Below are 16,172 nucleotides of genomic sequence, written 5' to 3'. Positions count from 1 at the left end.
TAGATGGACATGCGGGCCATGCAGCCCGCCCTAATTATGACGCCACCACCCTCTGAAACATACATTCCTTGGTTGGATTGCTCAACCTTCCAGTTATCCTGAATTGATTTCGCGCACCTGAGGTGGGGCCGGCAGGCGACCGCCGCGTGTTTTTCCGCACCATTAATACCGTCCGATCTGACTAGTAGATGATGTAGCTGCGACAAACGGGTTGTATGTTCGACGCACTGGGAGCGACAGTTACGTTGCGAAAAACGGCACTAAAAATGTCTGAAAATTTATGGACAGAATTAGCGCCGCTTTCTCTCTTTTCAGTTTTTCTGGCGAGCCAAGGCTGGAAACGGGAATCCAAGCTCGTTCACGGCCCTGAGAAGACGCCCTCGGGCCGAAAGCTGCCACTTCAGAAGGGCGTTACACCGGAATAGATCCAATGCGATACAGCTTTTCATCCCTTTCGCAAACGCACAATAGTGATGCTGACTGCAGGGTGGGTATTGTTATTCAGCAGGTGCCTTTTTTGTAAAAGGTAGGCCGCTGAACTTAACCTGGGTCAAAGTGCCATCGCTGCTTAGAACAGGCTGAAGATAGTCCGAGCTTGGCAGTTCCGGGTTATCCGAATCGTGAACCTTCAGGCAGCCGTCGCTGGTGACACTGATTTTTGATGTGTTGACCCCAAGGGTAGCCATGAAACCCCCATCCGCTTTTGCGATCGACAGCGGAAAGAGACCTGGCAACGTATAATCGCCGGGCAGGTCCGTGAGCGCAGCATCAGAGAATGCTAGGCATGCTTTCTCCTGCTGCTTATCCTTGCTATGATAAACGGCATAAAGTTTTTCGGACCAATCTTCGGCAGGATTGTCGAGGAGGATATCCAGCACCGTATACATCATGGCATGGCGGTACTCGATGTGGTCCGCGTTGATGAAGGCATACACGCCAGCCTTTTTGCCAGGAACGATGGCATTGATAGCGGACATGCCGTCAATACTGCCAGTGTGCATCACAATTTTTTCGCCCTTGTAGTCGTAGACAAACCACGCAAGCCCGTACGAGAAGTAGGAATGATCAAGCGTTGCCGCGGCAGGATAGATCGTCTTTGGGTCCATCAATATCTGCGGTGCAAACATCTCTTTCATCGCAGCCTCTGATACCAGTCGCTTATCGCCAATTGTGCCGCCGTTTGCAAGGAAACGTACCCATTTAGCCATGTCTGAGGGCGTTGAATTGATCATGCCGGCAGACTGGCTGAATTCGATATAAGGGTATTCAATCTGGTAGAATTTTCCGTCAATATACTGGTGGGCTTCTGCGCGGTTTTTGCGCGCTTTCACGTCAGCGTCCAGTAGCAGGGTTTCCGTCATCCCGAGCGGGTCGAGGATGCGCTCCTTGACGAATTCATGAAAGGGTTTGCCTGAGACCTTTTCAACCACAAGGCCCGAGAGGGCAAAAATGGTGTTGTTATAGTCCCACGCTTGGCGAAAACTGGTTTGCTGCGGGTTGTTTGGCAGCATCTCCCATGATGCAGGCAAGCTCTTGCTGACGAACACGTTGATGTTGCTGAGCTGGGAGACGCCGCTGCGGTGACTCAGAACATCGCGGATCGTCATGTTATTTTCCACATAGTCTTCATTCAGGTCCAGCTCCGGGACGTGTTTAATTACCGGGTCATCCCACTTGACTTTGCCGTCATCCACCAGCATCGCAAGTGCCATGGAGGCAAAAGCTTTGGTAGTGGAGCCCGCCTGAAAGAGCGTGTGCTCATCAACTTGATTATTGGTGAGAACCGATTTGATGCCGTAACCACGGCTGAGCAACACTTCCCCGTCCTTGACGATGGCGAGACCAAGGCCTGGCGCGTGCCATTTCTCCATCGCGGTTGTGACAGCGGCATCAAAGCCTTCTGGTAAGTCACCAGCAAATGTGGTGGCGGGCGTCGCGGCAATAGCCAGTGCCAGACAGACAATTTTTTTCATGGATAGGCCTCCCTTTAGGCAGAAAACGGGTGAACGCAGCATATCTGCTTTGTCCGATAAAATTTATACTGGTGTAGCCGAATGCACCATACAGGTTTTCCGGCGTAAACATGGCCTTCCATTTGTTTGCCTCAGCCAAGGTGGCTGCGACTGGCAGGCCGATAACACAGGCGTTTGATGAGAAAATAGTCCCGCAAACTGCCAGCATCATTCATAACGTAACGCCTTGATCGGATTGGTGCGGGCCACCCTTGTGGATTGTATGCACACTGTGGCCCAGGCAATTGCGAGAGAAAGGGCCCCGGCCCCAAGGCAGAAAAGCCATAGGAACCAGGTCTCGATCCGATAGGGAAAGGTCTCCAGCCAGCGAGACATGGCCCAAACAGCAAGGGGCCATGCAAGCAGGTTAGCTATCAGGACCGGTTTAGAAAATTGCCAGACAAGAAGACGCACAATATCGAACACCCGCGCGCCCATAACCTTGCGAATGCCGATCTCCCTTGTGCGTCGCTCCGCCGTAAAGGCAGCAAGGCCATATAAGCCAAGGCAGGCGATAACCACTGTAATGAGGGAGAAGATTGCCAGCACCCTGGATATGGTGCTTTCCCGCTCGAACTCTGCCGCAATCGTATCCTCGACAAATTCATACTGGAATGGCACTTCCCGACTGAAGGATCTCCAGACGGTTTCCATCCGCGAGACAACGGCTTGTGCCGCGCCGTCATATTTTACGGCGAGCGTGTTGTAGCGCGCGGGTGCGAGCAAATAGACCTCAGCCCGGATAGCCCTTTTAGGTGATTGGAAATGGAAATCGGGCGTGACGCCAATAATCTCAAGCTCGCCGTATACCGGCCCTTCCGCATTCACGCCTGTTACGGCAGTGACACGCTGGCCAATCGCTTCTTGCGGCGCTGCGAAACCCAGCTTGCGTGCACTTGTTTCATTCATGACAACGGACCCTAGGGCCCCCTCTGCCGGCATACCGTCAGACGGAAAGTCCCGGCTGTAGAACCGCCCTGCGAGCATAGGGATCTTGTATGTGTCGAGATAGTCATGATCGACCGACTGCGTACTGATCAGCACCGTCTGGTCGGATTTGGCACCAATGAGCTGGAAGGGGCTAAGCCTTTCATGGATGTCAATCGGGCTATAGTCCGTATAGCCGGCGGCGCTGACGCCCGGTACCTTGAGGACCGCTTGCTTCAGCGCTTCCCGGCTGCCAGCAATCTTTTCGTTCCCTGTGTTGTTGAGCACCAGTACGTTGTCCTTGCTGTATCCTGGGTCTTTGTTAGTGGCAAACCATGTTTGCATATAAACAGTGGCTGTTGCCACGATAAGCGCGGTGGATATTGTGAATTGAAGGACAACAAGCGCGCTGCGCAACAGGCGCGACCCGCTTCCCTCGGTCGAACGGTTGGCGCGCAGTAGCTGTGCGGGCTTGAAGCCTGAGACAATGAGGGCGGGATACACGCCGGCGATCAAACCGGTCGTGAGCAGTAAGCCCGCGATCAGCATAAGTGTTGTGCTGTCGCTGTAGGCAAGCGTGAGGTCAAGGTTCAGGAAGCGGTTGAAGCTGGGCAGGGAAACCTCCACGAACAAGAGGCCGAACAGTAGACCGAGCCCAGCCAGCAAAATCGTCTCACCCGCGAATTGGGTAACCACTTGTGAACGGTTTGCCCCCAGCACTTTCCGCAGCACAACCTCACGGGCCCGCTGGGCCGACTTGGCGGTCACAAGGTTGATAAAATTGATGCAGGCTATAAGGAGAACCGCAAGGGCAATACCCACAAGTATGCGCACGGCGTCGATATCACCCGCGGGTTTCATCTCGCCGATCCCGACAGGGTTCAAGTGGATATCGGTGATGGGCTGTACGCTCTGAATATAAAAATCTGAGACCTCGGCCTCGGGTCCCGACTTCAGTGAATCAAGCCCGACCACATGGGTGTTGACCAGGTCTGGCAGGCGGTCGCTGATGGTTTTAAAATCATTTGCACTGATCGCCTCGATATATACCTGATGTTCGCCAAGGTTTCCCCACGTGTCGTAGAAGCCTCGGGTTTGCGGAAAATCGGTCAGGTCGAACTTCGCGAGGCCGTTGATGGCGAGCGCTGTATTGTCCGGCAGGTCCCTGAAAACTGCCCCTATGCGGTAGTCCTTGTCAATTTCCGACAGTTTGATGCGTAGTACCTGTCCGATTGGATCGGTGTTCCCGAAATACTTTTCTGCCATTGTTTCGCTGATCGCAAGGCTGGCCTTGTCGTTCAGCGTTGCCTGCATATCCCCGCGAAGCACAGGTATGTCAAACATCTGTGCAGTCTCGGGGTCTGTCAGGTGGATGTCCTCTGCAAAGGCTTCGCCATCACGGATCACGACGGGGTGCACCGGGATGAACCGGGTGGCTCGAACTATCCTGTCGGGGAAGTAGGTTTCAATAATCTCCTTCATCGGGGTGGATGCGGAAGCAGCTTCATAAGGCGCGCGGCCGGGCAACAGAACCGTTGTATTTATCCGGCCAATTCGCTCCGCCTTGTCCCAGAATTTATCGTAGGAAAGCTCATGCCGCACATAAAGCATAATAAGGATGCACGCGGCAAAACCGGTGGCGAGGCCGATGGTATTTATTGCACTGTATAATTTGTTCCGGATCAGGTTTCTGATCGCGATCTTCATGTAGTTCCTGAACATTGACTACCCTTCCCGATGGGTATTGCGCCGGTACACTACAGGGCCTGTAAGCGCAATGCGCGCCACCGGGCCTGACAATCAGGGCCGGGGCGACACATGCATGAGGTCACAGCCGGGCGATCACGCCCGGCGCAGGTTTAGTATTCCAGAGTGAAGCTCATGAGGCCGCCGATAAAGGCAACCCAGGCCACACCGCACAGGGCAGCAGCAAACAGCACGCTACCGGCCTTGGCCATGACATGCCGGTCGGACCGGACGGTCAGCCACGCGTTCCAGAGGCCCGCGCCCACGCCAATGAGGGGCACAAGAGCGCCAGCCTGAAGCGTGAACAGCAAAGGATCAAGCGCCGTGCCAAAACCGTCAAACTGCATCTGAAAGAGCGGCTGCAGCGCCATATACCAGCCAAGGAGATAGATCATATCGCCAACCATCAGCAGACGGGAAAGCCGGTACGCAACCAAATCTCTCCCTGTGAGGCCGAGTGTCTGGCCGTAAAGCCGGCGGCACCACCAACTAAGCGGCCAGGCGACAAGGGCCAGTAAGATCACGGCGATGGACCCAAAGAGTATGAAGCTGTTCAGGCCTGCACTCTCTGCCAAAGGAACCCTCTGCATATCAGAGACCGGGTTCTTGCTGTTGGTAATAGTGAGTTGGCCGTCAACGGTTGAGACGTGAAGCGCACCTTCGCTATTGGGATCGCGCCACATGCCTGGGGCGGTCTCCCTGTATTTTGTGCCAGGCTCGGAGGCGAAGCTGATCGTGCCATCCTCGTTGGCAATTACGGTGCTTTGCTGCAGCGTGTATATTAACTTGAGGAACGCGGTGTCGATGCGGCGGGAGCTCCGATATTTCCCTGCAAGCGCCTGGGCGTCTGCCTTGGCGCTCTGGATGGCGGGTGGGAGCGGCTCATTGCCCTTGTCGGGGAAATAGCGATCCATGAAGCCCTCAACGAAGCGCTCACGCATGCCATAGACCGCTTCGTTTTTGCCCCGGCTGTTGAAGCTTACAAAAAAGCCAACACCTTCTTCCGGGATCAGGTTCATGTCGGTGTGAAACCAGATGGTATCGCCCCCGTGGCCGATCAGGCGTTTGCCGTTGATGGGGCCACTGAAAAAACCGTGCGCCATGGTAGTGAAGCCGGGTTCGTGTGGTGCTGAGGGCTGGTACATCAGTCGGGCTGTCTCCGCCTTCAGGATGCGTGCGTCGCCAAACCGGCCCTGTTGCAGGTGGGCAATCATGAAATTGGCCATGTCGTCCGCGGTGGCGCTCATGCTGCCGGCCGGCGCAGATGTGATCATTTCAAAGGCCTGCGGCGGCTGGGACGCGCTCATGTAACCAAGCGATACGTTATCCTGGAATTTTTCGGGCAGGGGTTGCCGGAACGTAGAGCGTTCCATATGAAGTGGGCCAAGAATATGCCGCTCGATATAATCGTCGAAGGGCTCTCCGGAAAGTCGCTCAACGATGTAGCCCGCGAGCGCTGTACCATAGTTTGAATAGGCCGGCACTTTCCCTACGGGGAATATCCGCGGCCTCATGTGGTCTTTCAGATATTTTTCTGTGGTAATGAATTTGGCGGGGTCCGTGATCAGTATCTCTTTAAGCCCCTCCTCAAAACCGCCCCGGTGGGTCATCAGGTCATTCATGGTGACTGGCCCGCCATCCCGTTCGGGGATTGTGAAATCGAGATAGGTGTTCACATCGGCATCAAGATCCAGCATGCCCTGTTCAACCAGTTGCATCACGGCTGTCCATGTAAACAGCTTTGAGGTTGAGCCGATCCTGACAAGGGTTTGCGCCGCATCCATGGGCAGTTTGCTTGCGACATCCCTGTAACCATACCCTTTAGCGAAGAGCGGCCTGCCGTCCTTCACCACGCTGACCACAGCGCCCGCCACATCACCTTGCTCAAGCGCACCGGACATATAACCATCAAGCCAGGCTTCAAGGTCGGCGGCATCAAGCTGCGGGGTGCCGGGCGACTTCACGTCGGGTGCTGAAGCTGCGGGCTGTGCCTGCGCCTGTGCGTCCTGCGGCTGTGGCTCAGTCGGGTTTTCCTGCGCCAGCAACGGCCAGCCAAGCCCGAAAGCCATTATTGGAATAGCTATCCAGAATCTTTTCTTCACTTCACTCTCCCTGTCGAATAGGCTTATACCTACACTGTATGTTTTTTTCGAAACCTACAGTGTATGTTTTAAAGAGTCAAGGAGCCCGAAAAGGTGCCCAAACCGCAACTGAGCAAAGAAAAGATAATCGATACCGCCATAGAAATTGCCGATGAGAAAGGACATGAAGCTGTCACGCTGCGCGGCATTGCCAAACGACTGAAGGTGCACGTAACCTCATTATATAATCACGTCCCCACCAAGGACGCTGTCTTCATTGAAATGATGAAAAAGATGTTTGCGGACTCTGATATGCCTGTCGGGTCCTTCACATGGCAGGACTGGATCAGAGGCTATGCAGAAGCTTTTCGGAAAATGGCGTGCCGGCATCCAGGCGCGTTCCAGGTATTCCAGCGCGGTTTAGCCCAAGGCGACGAGGCCATGGAAACCGTAGAGTCAGCAATCGCCGCTTTCCGAGCGGACGGCTTTGATATTGAGGCTACCTTCTGCGCGATGCGTGCTGCCAACGTCGTCGTATTTGGTCTGGGTCTCGAGGATGTGGCGCGGGAGACCAATGCGGTCCCTCAGCTTAACCCGGAGCTCGTACCGGTCGAGCGGTTCCCCCAAATTCATGAGGTCATGGCCATATCTGAGCGGCCGGACACATTTCACTTTCTGGTGGAGGTGCTGATTGCGGGCATAGCAGCGAAACGTCCGGTATAGAGATGACCACGTGGCAAACCTGAATTTTGGTAACTAATTTCTGGGCTCATATGCGCCTGTTCTGGCGCCTGCTGCTTGACAGCCAGATACATAAAACTCGCCTTGCGAAGTCGTCTTTGTCGTCTGGCAGCCGTTGTACATCACTTCAGGAACGACTGGAGATTGTCAGCTGTGGGTTGAAAGTGAGCGCGTAAGCTAGCACTGTTCACGTCTTGGTCTGCAGCCACAAGTCGATGCGCCCGCCGTTCACTCACCTGATATGAGCGTCCCTTTAACATTGTATCGGATCGAGCAGCAGAAATGGCACGACGCTCATTTCCGACATTGCGCCGAAACAGCAACGAGGCGAAGGCCGATAAGCAGGAGTAAGAGTCCAATTTTCTGCGTAAGGAATTTAAGTGGCTTGGCATGGCCAACGTTTCCGAAAATTTTACGGGACGGTAATTTCTTTAAACTGAGTCAGAAGAGTCCAGTTTTCTGAGTAACGCGACACCAGTTTTCTGAGTAACGCGACATCTGAGTAATGCGACAGCGACTGAGAAGCTTTTGAGTCTAATGTCGCAAAGTGACAAAATTGGTGTCGCGGGACACGCGGGACAAAAATGTTTTTAATTAAATCAATGGCTTAAATATTAACTGGCATTTTCTTTTCGGAATCCTCTTGCCAATGCCGATTAGGTGTTATACATAACTAATACACCGGCACGATAAAACGCCCAAACAGACACGACGCCAAATCCAAGCACGGCGGAAAAGAAAAAGGGCACAGCGAGGAAACAGTAGCTGGTGTTGGGCATAAGGTAAAAAAATACCAGCCCGAGTGACGAGAGCGAGAAAATAATAAAACGCGAGAGACCCGTCACGACAGCGAGGAAGAGAGCAGGGGCCGGGACAGGGCCAAAGATGCCAACCGGCCCCTCCGGCTCTCACAATAAAACAAACGCCACAAGGCGATAACACGACAGCAGATAACAAAGCAGGCCCGGCAAACGGGTTATAACAAGAAAAACAGCGAGGAGAAGAAAATGTCACTGCGTTCTTACCAACATGCAAAACGGTCCCACCGCCGTACCCGCCGCCTGGCGCGTGAAGCGGGTCGTGTCGCTGCGATCCAGAAGCAGTTTCTGGATCAGCGTGATGCGTCGTTTGCAACTTTTGCCTAAGGGGATGAGCATATGACGCCGGATTGGACGGATGACCAGCCGATCTACCGGCAACTGAAGGACAAGGTCGTTACGGCGATCATGGAAGGCTCCCTCCGTGAGGGAGAAGCGCTTCCATCGGTACGTAACGTTGCTGTGGATTTACAGATAAATCCCATCACTGCCTCAAAAGCCTATCAGGAGCTGGTTATGGACGGATTGGTTGAAAAGCGGCGCGGACTGGGAATGTTCGTCGTCGACGGTGCGCGCGACCGGCTCGTGGAAGCCGAGCGTGACCGTTTCATTAACGAAGAATGGCCCCGCGTGCTGGAAACGATCCGCCGCCTCGGCCTCAACGCTGAAGAGCTGCTGAAAAGCGGCACAAACCATTAAGGGAGGCCAGCATGACAGGACAGACAAATAATGCTCCCGTTGTTGAAGCAAAGGGCCTTGCCAAACACTTCGGCAACTTCACCGCCCTCAAGGGGGCGACATTCACCATCCCACTCGGGCGTATTGTCGGTGTGATCGGTGCCAACGGCGCCGGGAAAACCACCATGCTCAACGCAGTGCTCGGGCTTTCCTCTTATGAGGGTGAGCTCCGCGTTCTGGGCAGGGACCCATCAAAGGAACGGCCGGCGTTGATGCAGGATATCTGCTTCATCTCCGACGTGGCCACATTGCCGAAGTGGATGAAAGTGGTGGAAGTGCTGGATTTTGTTGAATCCGTGCACCCCAAGTTTGACCGGGCGAAAGCCATGAACTTCCTCTCGCGCACCAAGGTGCCGCAGGAGCGTAAGGTTCGTGCGCTCTCCAAGGGCATGACCGTGCAACTGCACCTGGCTGTTGTCATGTCGATCGACGCCAAACTCCTAGTGCTTGATGAGCCGACGCTTGGTCTTGACATCATTTTCCGCAAGCAGTTCTACCAAAGCCTTCTCGAGGAATATTTCGATGAGGACCGCACCGTTATCATCACCACCCACCAGGTGGAAGAGGTCGAGCATATCCTCTCGGACGTGATGTTCATCAAGGATGGCGAGATTGTGCTTGAGGCCGATATGGACGAACTGACCCAGAAGTTTATCGAGGTCATGGTCGCGCCAGGCAAGGAAGAAGAAGCGATGGCTCTGGGGCCAATCACGAAGGGAGCGACCTTCGGGAAAACAACGTGCGTTTATAAAAATATCGACCGCGAAACACTTGCCAAACTGGGCGAAACGCGCCGTCTGGGGCTTGCTGACATCTTCGTGGCGACAATGACAGGAGAGGGGCAATGAAAACATTTGTAGCCCTTGTAAAACGCGAAGTTCTGGACGGTAAAAACGGTTACCTCAGGGTGCCGATGATCCTGGCTGGCCTTACGGTTGCGCTGGTTGTGCTTTCAAGTCTCGGTTTTGGCAACATGCTCTATTTCGATGGCATGGAGCATGAGGGTATCCAGAACCTGGCCGATGCCATGAACCAGGCCAAGGCCCGCGAGCCCGATGAGTTTTCGGCAGCCATTACCATTGGCTACTGGGCGATGAGTGTTTTGGCATGGATCGCGCTGCCGTTTGTGATCTTCTTCTCGCTCCTCGGGGCGCTCTATGAAGAACGCCGGGACCGGTCGATCCTGTTCTGGAAATCCATGCCGGTCTCTGATTGGCAGGAAGTGCTGGCCAAGTTTTTTGCTCCGCTCGTGGTGGCACCTCTGGCTTTCCTGGGCGTGGCGGTTGCCGCACAGTTGCTGATTGCCCTGTTCCTGAGCATCCTGATGGTTTTTCAGGGCGGGCCGGTCATGGACCTGTGGCCGCTCGGGCTGATGATTGCCAGCTGGTTCAGCGTGCTGTCACACTATCTGGTGTCTATGATCTGGGCGCTGCCACTTCTGGCCTGGGTGCTGTTCGTCTCGGCCTATGCGTCGCGGATGCCGTTCCTGTGGGCGATCCTGCCACCCTTCATTATCATGGTGGTTGAGGAAATCTTCCTGGATAGCAGCATAATCGCTCGCTGGGTTGGCACCCATCTCGGTGGCTGGCAGGACGGCGCCTTCCGTCACATAAGCGATGACTTCAATGGACCACGGGAGTTGTTGACGGCGATCGTGAATGGCATGCAGTGGCATAGCGTCAGCTACAGCCTTACCAACCCGCAGTTCTGGCTTGGTATTGTTATCGCCGGTGGTTTCCTGTGGGGAGCTGTGGAACTGCGCAAGCGCGCGGTCTGACACCCCGGCATATTGTGAAACAAGACGGGCTGCCTTTGGGTGGCCCGTTTTTTATTGGCCCAACAGCCAGCATATATGGGTGCGTGCGGAGGTGCAAATGTGAGCGAAAACTGTGCCAGATGTGTGCGGGATATGAGCGGGGTGAGAAGAGCGCATGGCCCGGACGCTGCGTGTGAGCAAAAGGGCCGCATCAAGCGGCCCTTTTATGGTTTGTATCGCGTTAGCGCAACTGGTTGAGGAATTCCTGAACACTGTTCCTGAGCGACAGGCCCTGTTCCTGCAGCGCCTTGATCTTGGTGGCCACCTCTTCAGAAGCATCCGTTGTGCGTGTCGTGGCGTCCTGCATGCGGGCGAAATCACCAATCACACCGCTGGTGCCTTCCGCCGCCAAGGCGGCACTCTGGCTGATTTCCTGGCTCGCCTGCGCCTGCTGGCTGACGGTGGAGGAGACCTCGGACGCGATTTCATCCACTTCAGTGATGCGGGTGCTGACCCGGTCAAACGCAGTAACGGCGTCGTTCGTGGCGTTTTGCAGTTCGGCGATCTGCTGGGAGATTTCATCAGTTGCGCGTGCGGTTTGTGTGGCAAGCGCTTTTACCTCGCTGGCAACCACGGCAAAACCCCGGCCTGCTTCACCAGCGCGCGCGGCTTCAATAGTTGCGTTGAGTGCAAGCAAATTGGTTTGCGACGCGATGTCGTTGATCAGCTTGATCACATCGCTGATTTTTTTGCCGGACTCATTCAGCGTGGCGATCAGATTTGCCGCTTCCGACGCTTCCTTGAGTGCTTGCTGGGTTACTTCTGCCGCGCGGCCCATATGTTCGCTGACATTGGCGACAGACGCAGAGATCTCCTCAGTGGCGCTGGCTACCGCATTCACGCTTGAGCCGGCACCCTGCGCCTTGTGAGAGGCTTCTTTCATGCCGTCGCTGGTTTCCTGTACTGCCATGGCCATCATGGCCGATGCTGCCTCAAGGTCATCCGCGGTGCCACCAAGGCGGTCGATGGCTGCCATTACGGATTTCTCGAATGCGGCGGAAAGATTAAGTACCGCTGCGCCAGCGTCGCTGTCTGTCATAATAATAGTCCCCTTCCGTACGTCGCGGCTGCCTACGCGCCGCGCTCCTGCATTGCTTCTCGTTCCCGTCGGACGCCTGTCAGCTGATCCGTGCCCCGGTTAACCGACACCCTATGCGAAAAATTTCCGATACAAAAGGGGGCAGTATGCCCCAGCCCGGAATTGTTGCCGTGCCAGCACGGAAGTGACGGGGGACTATGGCACGTTCCTTGACATACAATAATATATGTATATATGTACAAATATGAAAACAAATGACGCGATATCAGTTCTAAGTGCCTTGGCACAGGATACCCGGATGCGGGTTTTTCGCCTCTTGGTGAAATTCGGCAGTAACGGGCTTCCCGCCGGTAAGATAGCTGAGACCCTTTCGGTGAACGGTACAACGCTGTCACGCCATCTGGCGCAGATGGAACAGGTGGGGTTGCTCACGTCCCGGCGGGACGCGCGACAGGTGATCTATGCACCAAACTTTGCCGCGATGCAGGACCTGATGGCCTTCCTGATGCAGGACCTGATGGCCTTCCTGATGGAGGACTGCTGCGCCGGCGAACTGCAATTGGCACAACCGCATACCCAACAGGAGCACGCGGGGCGTTCCTGCTGCGACAGCGAAGGAGAGAAAAAGTGAAAAGACTGCATGTCCATGTTGACGTGAAAGATATTGACGCCGCAATTATCTATTATTCTGCGATGTTTGGCGCCGAGCCGGTGAAAGTGAGGGACGATTATGCCAAATGGGCACCGAAGGACCTTGCGGTTAATTTCGCCGTATCCAAATCCTGCGGCTGTGGCAGCAGTGGCGGTGTCGGCCATCTTGGGGTTGAGGTACAGTCAGATGACGATTTGGCCACCCTCGGCGCGCGTCTGAGCGGTATTGAAGCGCCAATGCGGGTGGATGGTGACGTTAGCTGCTGTTACGCCAAATCAAAAAAGGCATGGTCGCAAGATCCGGCTGGCGTGAAATGGGAGCTGTTCCGTACCTATGATGAAAGTGACGCGTTGGCGCCTGCAAGCATTGGCGAAAAGGTGCTGACGGGCTTCAAATAGCGTGCGCTTGCTGTAGGTGGGCTATCGCATGCCCTGCGTTTGGCGGGGGCAGGCTATTTCTTGCCCGGGAACCCGTCGGGTGCAGCCAGTTCATAGCTTGCGAACTCGAAGCCGGGGGAGACTGTGCAGCCACATAGCGTCCAGTCCCCCGCGCTTGCGGCATGTTGCCAGTGGTTGCCAGGTACCAGTATCTGCGGGCGGTGGCCAGCGCCGAAATCGTTGCTGAGCATATATTCGGTTACAGTGTGGGCCTTGTCGGCGATGCTGAGCGTCAGCGGCGCCCCGGCATACCAGTGCCATATCTCGTCACCATCGGTGCGGTGCCAAAGCGCGTTGTCCGACCCTTCAATCAGATAATAGATCGCGGTACCGAAGCCGCGTTCGCCGGGCCCGGCCTTGTGCCGGTATGTACGGCGATAGAAGCCGCCTTCCGGGTGTGGTTCCAGCTTGAGAAGCGCAATGATATCCTGGGCAGAGATCATGGCTGGCTCTGCATTAGTTCATACAGGGCGATCGCGGCGGCGTTGGAGACATTCAGGCTCTCGACCTGGCCCGACATCGGGATTTTGACGATCGCATCACAGTGTTTGCGGACAAGTGGCCTCAGGCCCTTGCCTTCAGAACCCATGACAATCACAAGGTTATCGCCAAGTTTCACGTCACGGATCGATGTTTCGGTGTGACCGTCGAGCCCGACATGCCAATAGCCGATGTCCCTGAGCGCATCCAGCGTCTGGCTCAGGTTGGCTACCCGAAGCCAGGGCAGGATCTCAAGCCCACCGGAGGACGCACGGGCAAGGGTGCCGCTTTCGCCGGGGCTATTCCGGTCCTGCGTGATCAGCGCCCGCGCGCCAAGTGCGGCGGCCGAGCGTATGCAAGCACCCACATTGTGGGGGTCGGTCACCTGATCCAGCATCAGGATGATATTTTTCCGTCCCGACACGGGTGCAAGTTCGCTGATGTCATGGCCGGGCAGGGGGCGTACTTCAAGAAGAATGCCCTGATGCGGAGAATCAGAGGGCACGCTGGCACGCAATACGGCATCATCATCGATCTGCTCGCTCCGCAGGTTAGGCCGGATACCGGTCAGGTCGGCTGTCAGGGCTTTCGTCGACCCGATCAGACGCACGCATTCCCGCGCGGGGTTTTTAAGAGCCGCTTCCACCGCGTGTCGGCCAAAGAGGAAAAAGCCGTCGCGATTGCGCGGGCTGAGCGGCTTGACGCTGCGTGCATCGCCGCCGCGTCCGCCATGGCCGCGACCGTGGCTGCGATCCGGACTGCTGCGGGTTCCCTGCGCGTGCGGACTACCCTGGGTGCGCTGGTTGACTTGTGCACGCGGCTCGCCCTGGAACCGGCTGCCGCTCTTGGGTGCCGGTTTGCCGGATGGCCGGTTCGGGCGGTTGTTACCTGCTTTTTTCATGGGCCTTCAATGCATGACGGTTATACCGGATATACACGCACGACCGCGTGCCACCTGCCTGTCACATACGCGAAAGACGTCACTATTTAAAGCAGTTTGAAAAAAATGAGGAATGTTCCGAACTTGATGTTGACATGCCTTCAGATATGCGCATATTGCGGCCTCACCGCGACGCTGGATCGGGCTTGCTCGGCTGGCGGTCTATAAATGATATATGTGGAGGGGTTGGGGAGCGGTCAAACCCATCAGACTGTAAATCTGACGCCTCAGGCTTCACAGGTTCGAATCCTGTCCCCTCCACCACTTATCCTTCCTCGACCGAAACCCTGCGGGGTTTTTGCCTTGGAAGGCTTGTTGTGTTCGAGAGGAGCCGCTTGGCCCCGTAAGTTTAGTATGCGGGTGTAGCTCAATGGTAGAGCAGAAGCCTTCCAAGCTTACGACGAGGGTTCGATTCCCTTCACCCGCTCCAATACGTCCCTCTCGGGCATATGTCGTCGTGTAGCAGTCCAGGGTGGGTTGCTGCGAGGTTGAAAGATAAGCTCGCCCATAGCCGAGAGCTCGGGCGTGATTGCTTGCAAAGGTATACGGGCAATGGCAAAAGCAAAATTTGAACGGAACAAGCCGCACTGCAACGTTGGTACGATTGGTCACGTTGACCATGGTAAGACGACGCTGACGGCGGCGATCACGAAAGTTCTCGCAGAGGCAGGTCATGGTGAAGCAGTAGACTTCGCGAACATTGACAAGGCCCCTGAGGAGCGCGAGCGTGGTATTACGATTTCGACAGCGCACGTAGAGTATGAGACGGAAGCCCGTCACTATGCTCACGTTGACTGCCCTGGCCACGCTGACTATGTGAAGAACATGATCACGGGTGCGGCGCAGATGGACGGCGCTATTCTGGTAGTGAACGCAGCGGACGGCCCGATGCCTCAGACCCGCGAGCACATTCTGCTTGCGCGTCAGGTTGGTGTTCCAGCGCTTGTTGTTTTCATGAACAAGGTTGACCAGGTTGATGACGAAGAGCTTCTCGAGCTTGTTGAGATGGAAATCCGCGAGCTTCTGAGCGAATATGAATTCCCGGGCGACGACATTCCGATCGTTGCGGGTTCTGCGCTTGCAGCTCTTGAAGGTCGTGACGACACCATTGGCAAAGAGAAGATCCTCGAGCTGATGAAAGCGGTTGACGAGTATATCCCGCAGCCTGAGCGTGCGATTGACGGTGCGTTCCTGATGCCTGTTGAGGATGTGTTCTCGATCTCTGGTCGTGGTACGGTTGTTACCGGTCGTGTTGAGCGCGGTGTTGTTAAGGTTGGCGAAGAAGTAGCGATCGTCGGCATCAAGGACACGACGAAGACGACGGTTACGGGCGTTGAGATGTTCCGCAAGCTTCTGGACCAGGGCCAGGCAGGCGACAACATTGGTGCGCTGCTGCGTGGTGTTGGCCGTGATGACGTTGAGCGTGGCCAGGTTCTGGCACACGTTGGCACGATCACGCCGCACACGAAGTTCACGGCAGAGACCTACATCCTCACCAAAGAGGAAGGTGGCCGTCACACGCCGTTCTTCGCGAACTATCGTCCGCAGTTCTACTTCCGTACGACCGACGTTACGGGGACGGTTGAGCTGCCAGAGGGCACCGAGATGGTTATGCCTGGCGATAACGTGAACCTGACCGTTGAGCTGATCGCACCGATCGCCATGGACGAGGGCCTCCGCTTCGCTATCCGCGAAGGCGGTCGTACCGTCGGCGCTGGCGTCGTGGCCAAAATCCTCGATTAATA

General features: G+C 55.6%; 14 protein-coding genes and 2 tRNA genes. 10 read left to right on the top strand and 6 right to left on the bottom strand.

Features of this window, described 5'->3' with window-relative positions; translation table 11 throughout:
- Positions 1-497: 497 nt before the first annotated feature.
- From OEU85_RS00385 to OEU85_RS00375, 3 genes are all read right to left on the bottom strand, one after another.
- Positions 498-1,973 carry a serine hydrolase domain-containing protein gene (locus OEU85_RS00385; protein WP_262689448.1) on the bottom strand — a complete coding sequence of 492 codons (1,476 nt, stop codon included), beginning with the start codon at positions 1,971-1,973 and terminating at the stop codon, positions 498-500.
- 207 nt (positions 1,974-2,180) lie between these two features.
- On the bottom strand, positions 2,181-4,661 hold the full coding sequence (locus tag OEU85_RS00380) for an ABC transporter permease (RefSeq protein WP_262689447.1): 2,481 nt from the start codon (positions 4,659-4,661) through the stop codon (positions 2,181-2,183).
- 137 nt (positions 4,662-4,798) lie between these two features.
- Complete coding sequence (locus OEU85_RS00375) at positions 4,799-6,787, bottom strand: serine hydrolase domain-containing protein (protein ID WP_262689446.1); 1,989 nt, start codon at positions 6,785-6,787, stop codon at positions 4,799-4,801.
- Between the two features lie 93 nt (positions 6,788-6,880).
- Here OEU85_RS00375 and OEU85_RS00370 point away from each other — a divergent pair, with 93 nt between their 5' ends.
- From OEU85_RS00370 to OEU85_RS00350, 5 genes are all read left to right on the top strand, one after another.
- Entirely contained in the window at positions 6,881-7,489 is a 609-nt protein-coding gene (locus OEU85_RS00370; RefSeq protein ID WP_262689445.1) for a TetR/AcrR family transcriptional regulator C-terminal domain-containing protein, read from the top strand.
- A gap of 1,025 nt (positions 7,490-8,514) precedes the next feature.
- Positions 8,515-8,652: a hypothetical protein gene (locus tag OEU85_RS00365; protein ID WP_262689444.1), complete on the top strand. Its 138-nt coding sequence runs from the start codon at positions 8,515-8,517 to the stop codon at positions 8,650-8,652.
- Positions 8,653-8,664: 12 nt separating this feature from the next.
- The gene (locus OEU85_RS00360) at positions 8,665-9,024 is read left to right on the top strand and encodes a GntR family transcriptional regulator (protein ID WP_262689443.1); all 360 of its coding nucleotides are present in this window, start codon (positions 8,665-8,667) and stop codon (positions 9,022-9,024) included.
- An 11-nt stretch (positions 9,025-9,035) separates the two neighbouring features.
- Positions 9,036-9,911, top strand: a complete 876-nt coding sequence (locus OEU85_RS00355; RefSeq protein ID WP_262689442.1) for an ABC transporter ATP-binding protein — start codon at positions 9,036-9,038, stop codon at positions 9,909-9,911.
- Positions 9,908-10,840: a hypothetical protein gene (locus OEU85_RS00350; protein ID WP_262689441.1), complete on the top strand. Its 933-nt coding sequence runs from the start codon at positions 9,908-9,910 to the stop codon at positions 10,838-10,840. The genes OEU85_RS00355 and OEU85_RS00350 overlap by 4 nt, the downstream gene beginning before the upstream one ends.
- 220 nt (positions 10,841-11,060) lie before the next feature.
- On the opposite strand, the gene OEU85_RS00345 is transcribed toward OEU85_RS00350, so the two are convergent.
- Positions 11,061-11,918: a methyl-accepting chemotaxis protein gene (locus OEU85_RS00345; protein WP_262689440.1), complete on the bottom strand. Its 858-nt coding sequence runs from the start codon at positions 11,916-11,918 to the stop codon at positions 11,061-11,063.
- 226 nt (positions 11,919-12,144) lie between these two features.
- Between OEU85_RS00345 and OEU85_RS00340 the strand changes: the two genes are divergently transcribed.
- The gene (locus OEU85_RS00340) at positions 12,145-12,549 is read left to right on the top strand and encodes an ArsR/SmtB family transcription factor (RefSeq protein WP_317277405.1); all 405 of its coding nucleotides are present in this window, start codon (positions 12,145-12,147) and stop codon (positions 12,547-12,549) included.
- Entirely contained in the window at positions 12,546-12,968 is a 423-nt protein-coding gene (locus OEU85_RS00335; protein WP_262689438.1) for a VOC family protein, read from the top strand. The genes OEU85_RS00340 and OEU85_RS00335 overlap by 4 nt, the downstream gene beginning before the upstream one ends.
- A 53-nt stretch (positions 12,969-13,021) precedes the next feature.
- Here the strand turns inward: OEU85_RS00335 and OEU85_RS00330 are convergent, their stop codons facing one another.
- Positions 13,022-13,450, bottom strand: a complete 429-nt coding sequence (locus OEU85_RS00330; protein ID WP_262689437.1) for a cupin domain-containing protein — start codon at positions 13,448-13,450, stop codon at positions 13,022-13,024.
- Positions 13,447-14,388 (bottom strand): 23S rRNA (guanosine(2251)-2'-O)-methyltransferase RlmB, encoded by a 942-nt coding sequence (rlmB, locus tag OEU85_RS00325; RefSeq protein WP_262689436.1) that lies wholly within the window; start codon positions 14,386-14,388, stop codon positions 13,447-13,449. Before rlmB ends, OEU85_RS00330 begins: the two co-directional genes overlap by 4 nt.
- 218 nt (positions 14,389-14,606) lie before the next feature.
- On the opposite strand from rlmB, the gene OEU85_RS00320 reads away from it, so the two are divergent.
- From OEU85_RS00320 to tuf, 3 genes are all read left to right on the top strand, one after another.
- Positions 14,607-14,691 (top strand) — tRNA-Tyr (locus OEU85_RS00320).
- 92 nt (positions 14,692-14,783) lie between these two features.
- A tRNA-Gly gene (locus OEU85_RS00315) sits at positions 14,784-14,857 on the top strand.
- 122 nt (positions 14,858-14,979) lie between these two features.
- Positions 14,980-16,170 carry an elongation factor Tu gene (gene tuf / locus OEU85_RS00310; protein WP_262689420.1) on the top strand — a complete coding sequence of 397 codons (1,191 nt, stop codon included), beginning with the start codon at positions 14,980-14,982 and terminating at the stop codon, positions 16,168-16,170.
- Positions 16,171-16,172 lie beyond the last annotated feature (2 nt).

This window comes from Kordiimonas aestuarii (genome assembly GCF_025574465.1).
Classification (GTDB): Bacteria; Pseudomonadota; Alphaproteobacteria; order Sphingomonadales; family Kordiimonadaceae; genus Kordiimonas; species Kordiimonas aestuarii.
Note: the sequence above shows the minus strand (reverse complement) of the source record. Positions and strands in the feature narration are given on the sequence as shown.

Excerpts from the sequence above, each read along its gene's own strand:
- OEU85_RS00385 (WP_262689448.1), bottom strand. The coding sequence starts at position 1,973 with ATGAAAAAAATTGTCTGTCTGGCACTGGCTATTGCCGCGACGCCCGCC.
- OEU85_RS00380 (WP_262689447.1), bottom strand. The coding sequence starts at position 4,661 with ATGTTCAGGAACTACATGAAGATCGCGATCAGAAACCTGATCCGGAAC.
- OEU85_RS00365 (WP_262689444.1), top strand. The coding sequence starts at position 8,515 with ATGTCACTGCGTTCTTACCAACATGCAAAACGGTCCCACCGCCGTACC.
- OEU85_RS00360 (WP_262689443.1), top strand. The coding sequence starts at position 8,665 with ATGACGCCGGATTGGACGGATGACCAGCCGATCTACCGGCAACTGAAG.
- OEU85_RS00355 (WP_262689442.1), top strand. The coding sequence starts at position 9,036 with ATGACAGGACAGACAAATAATGCTCCCGTTGTTGAAGCAAAGGGCCTT.
- OEU85_RS00350 (WP_262689441.1), top strand. The coding sequence starts at position 9,908 with ATGAAAACATTTGTAGCCCTTGTAAAACGCGAAGTTCTGGACGGTAAA.
- OEU85_RS00345 (WP_262689440.1), bottom strand. The coding sequence starts at position 11,918 with ATGACAGACAGCGACGCTGGCGCAGCGGTACTTAATCTTTCCGCCGCA.
- OEU85_RS00340 (WP_317277405.1), top strand. The coding sequence starts at position 12,145 with ATGTATATATGTACAAATATGAAAACAAATGACGCGATATCAGTTCTA.
- OEU85_RS00330 (WP_262689437.1), bottom strand. The coding sequence starts at position 13,450 with ATGATCTCTGCCCAGGATATCATTGCGCTTCTCAAGCTGGAACCACAC.
- rlmB (WP_262689436.1), bottom strand. The coding sequence starts at position 14,388 with ATGAAAAAAGCAGGTAACAACCGCCCGAACCGGCCATCCGGCAAACCG.
- tuf (WP_262689420.1), top strand. The coding sequence starts at position 14,980 with ATGGCAAAAGCAAAATTTGAACGGAACAAGCCGCACTGCAACGTTGGT.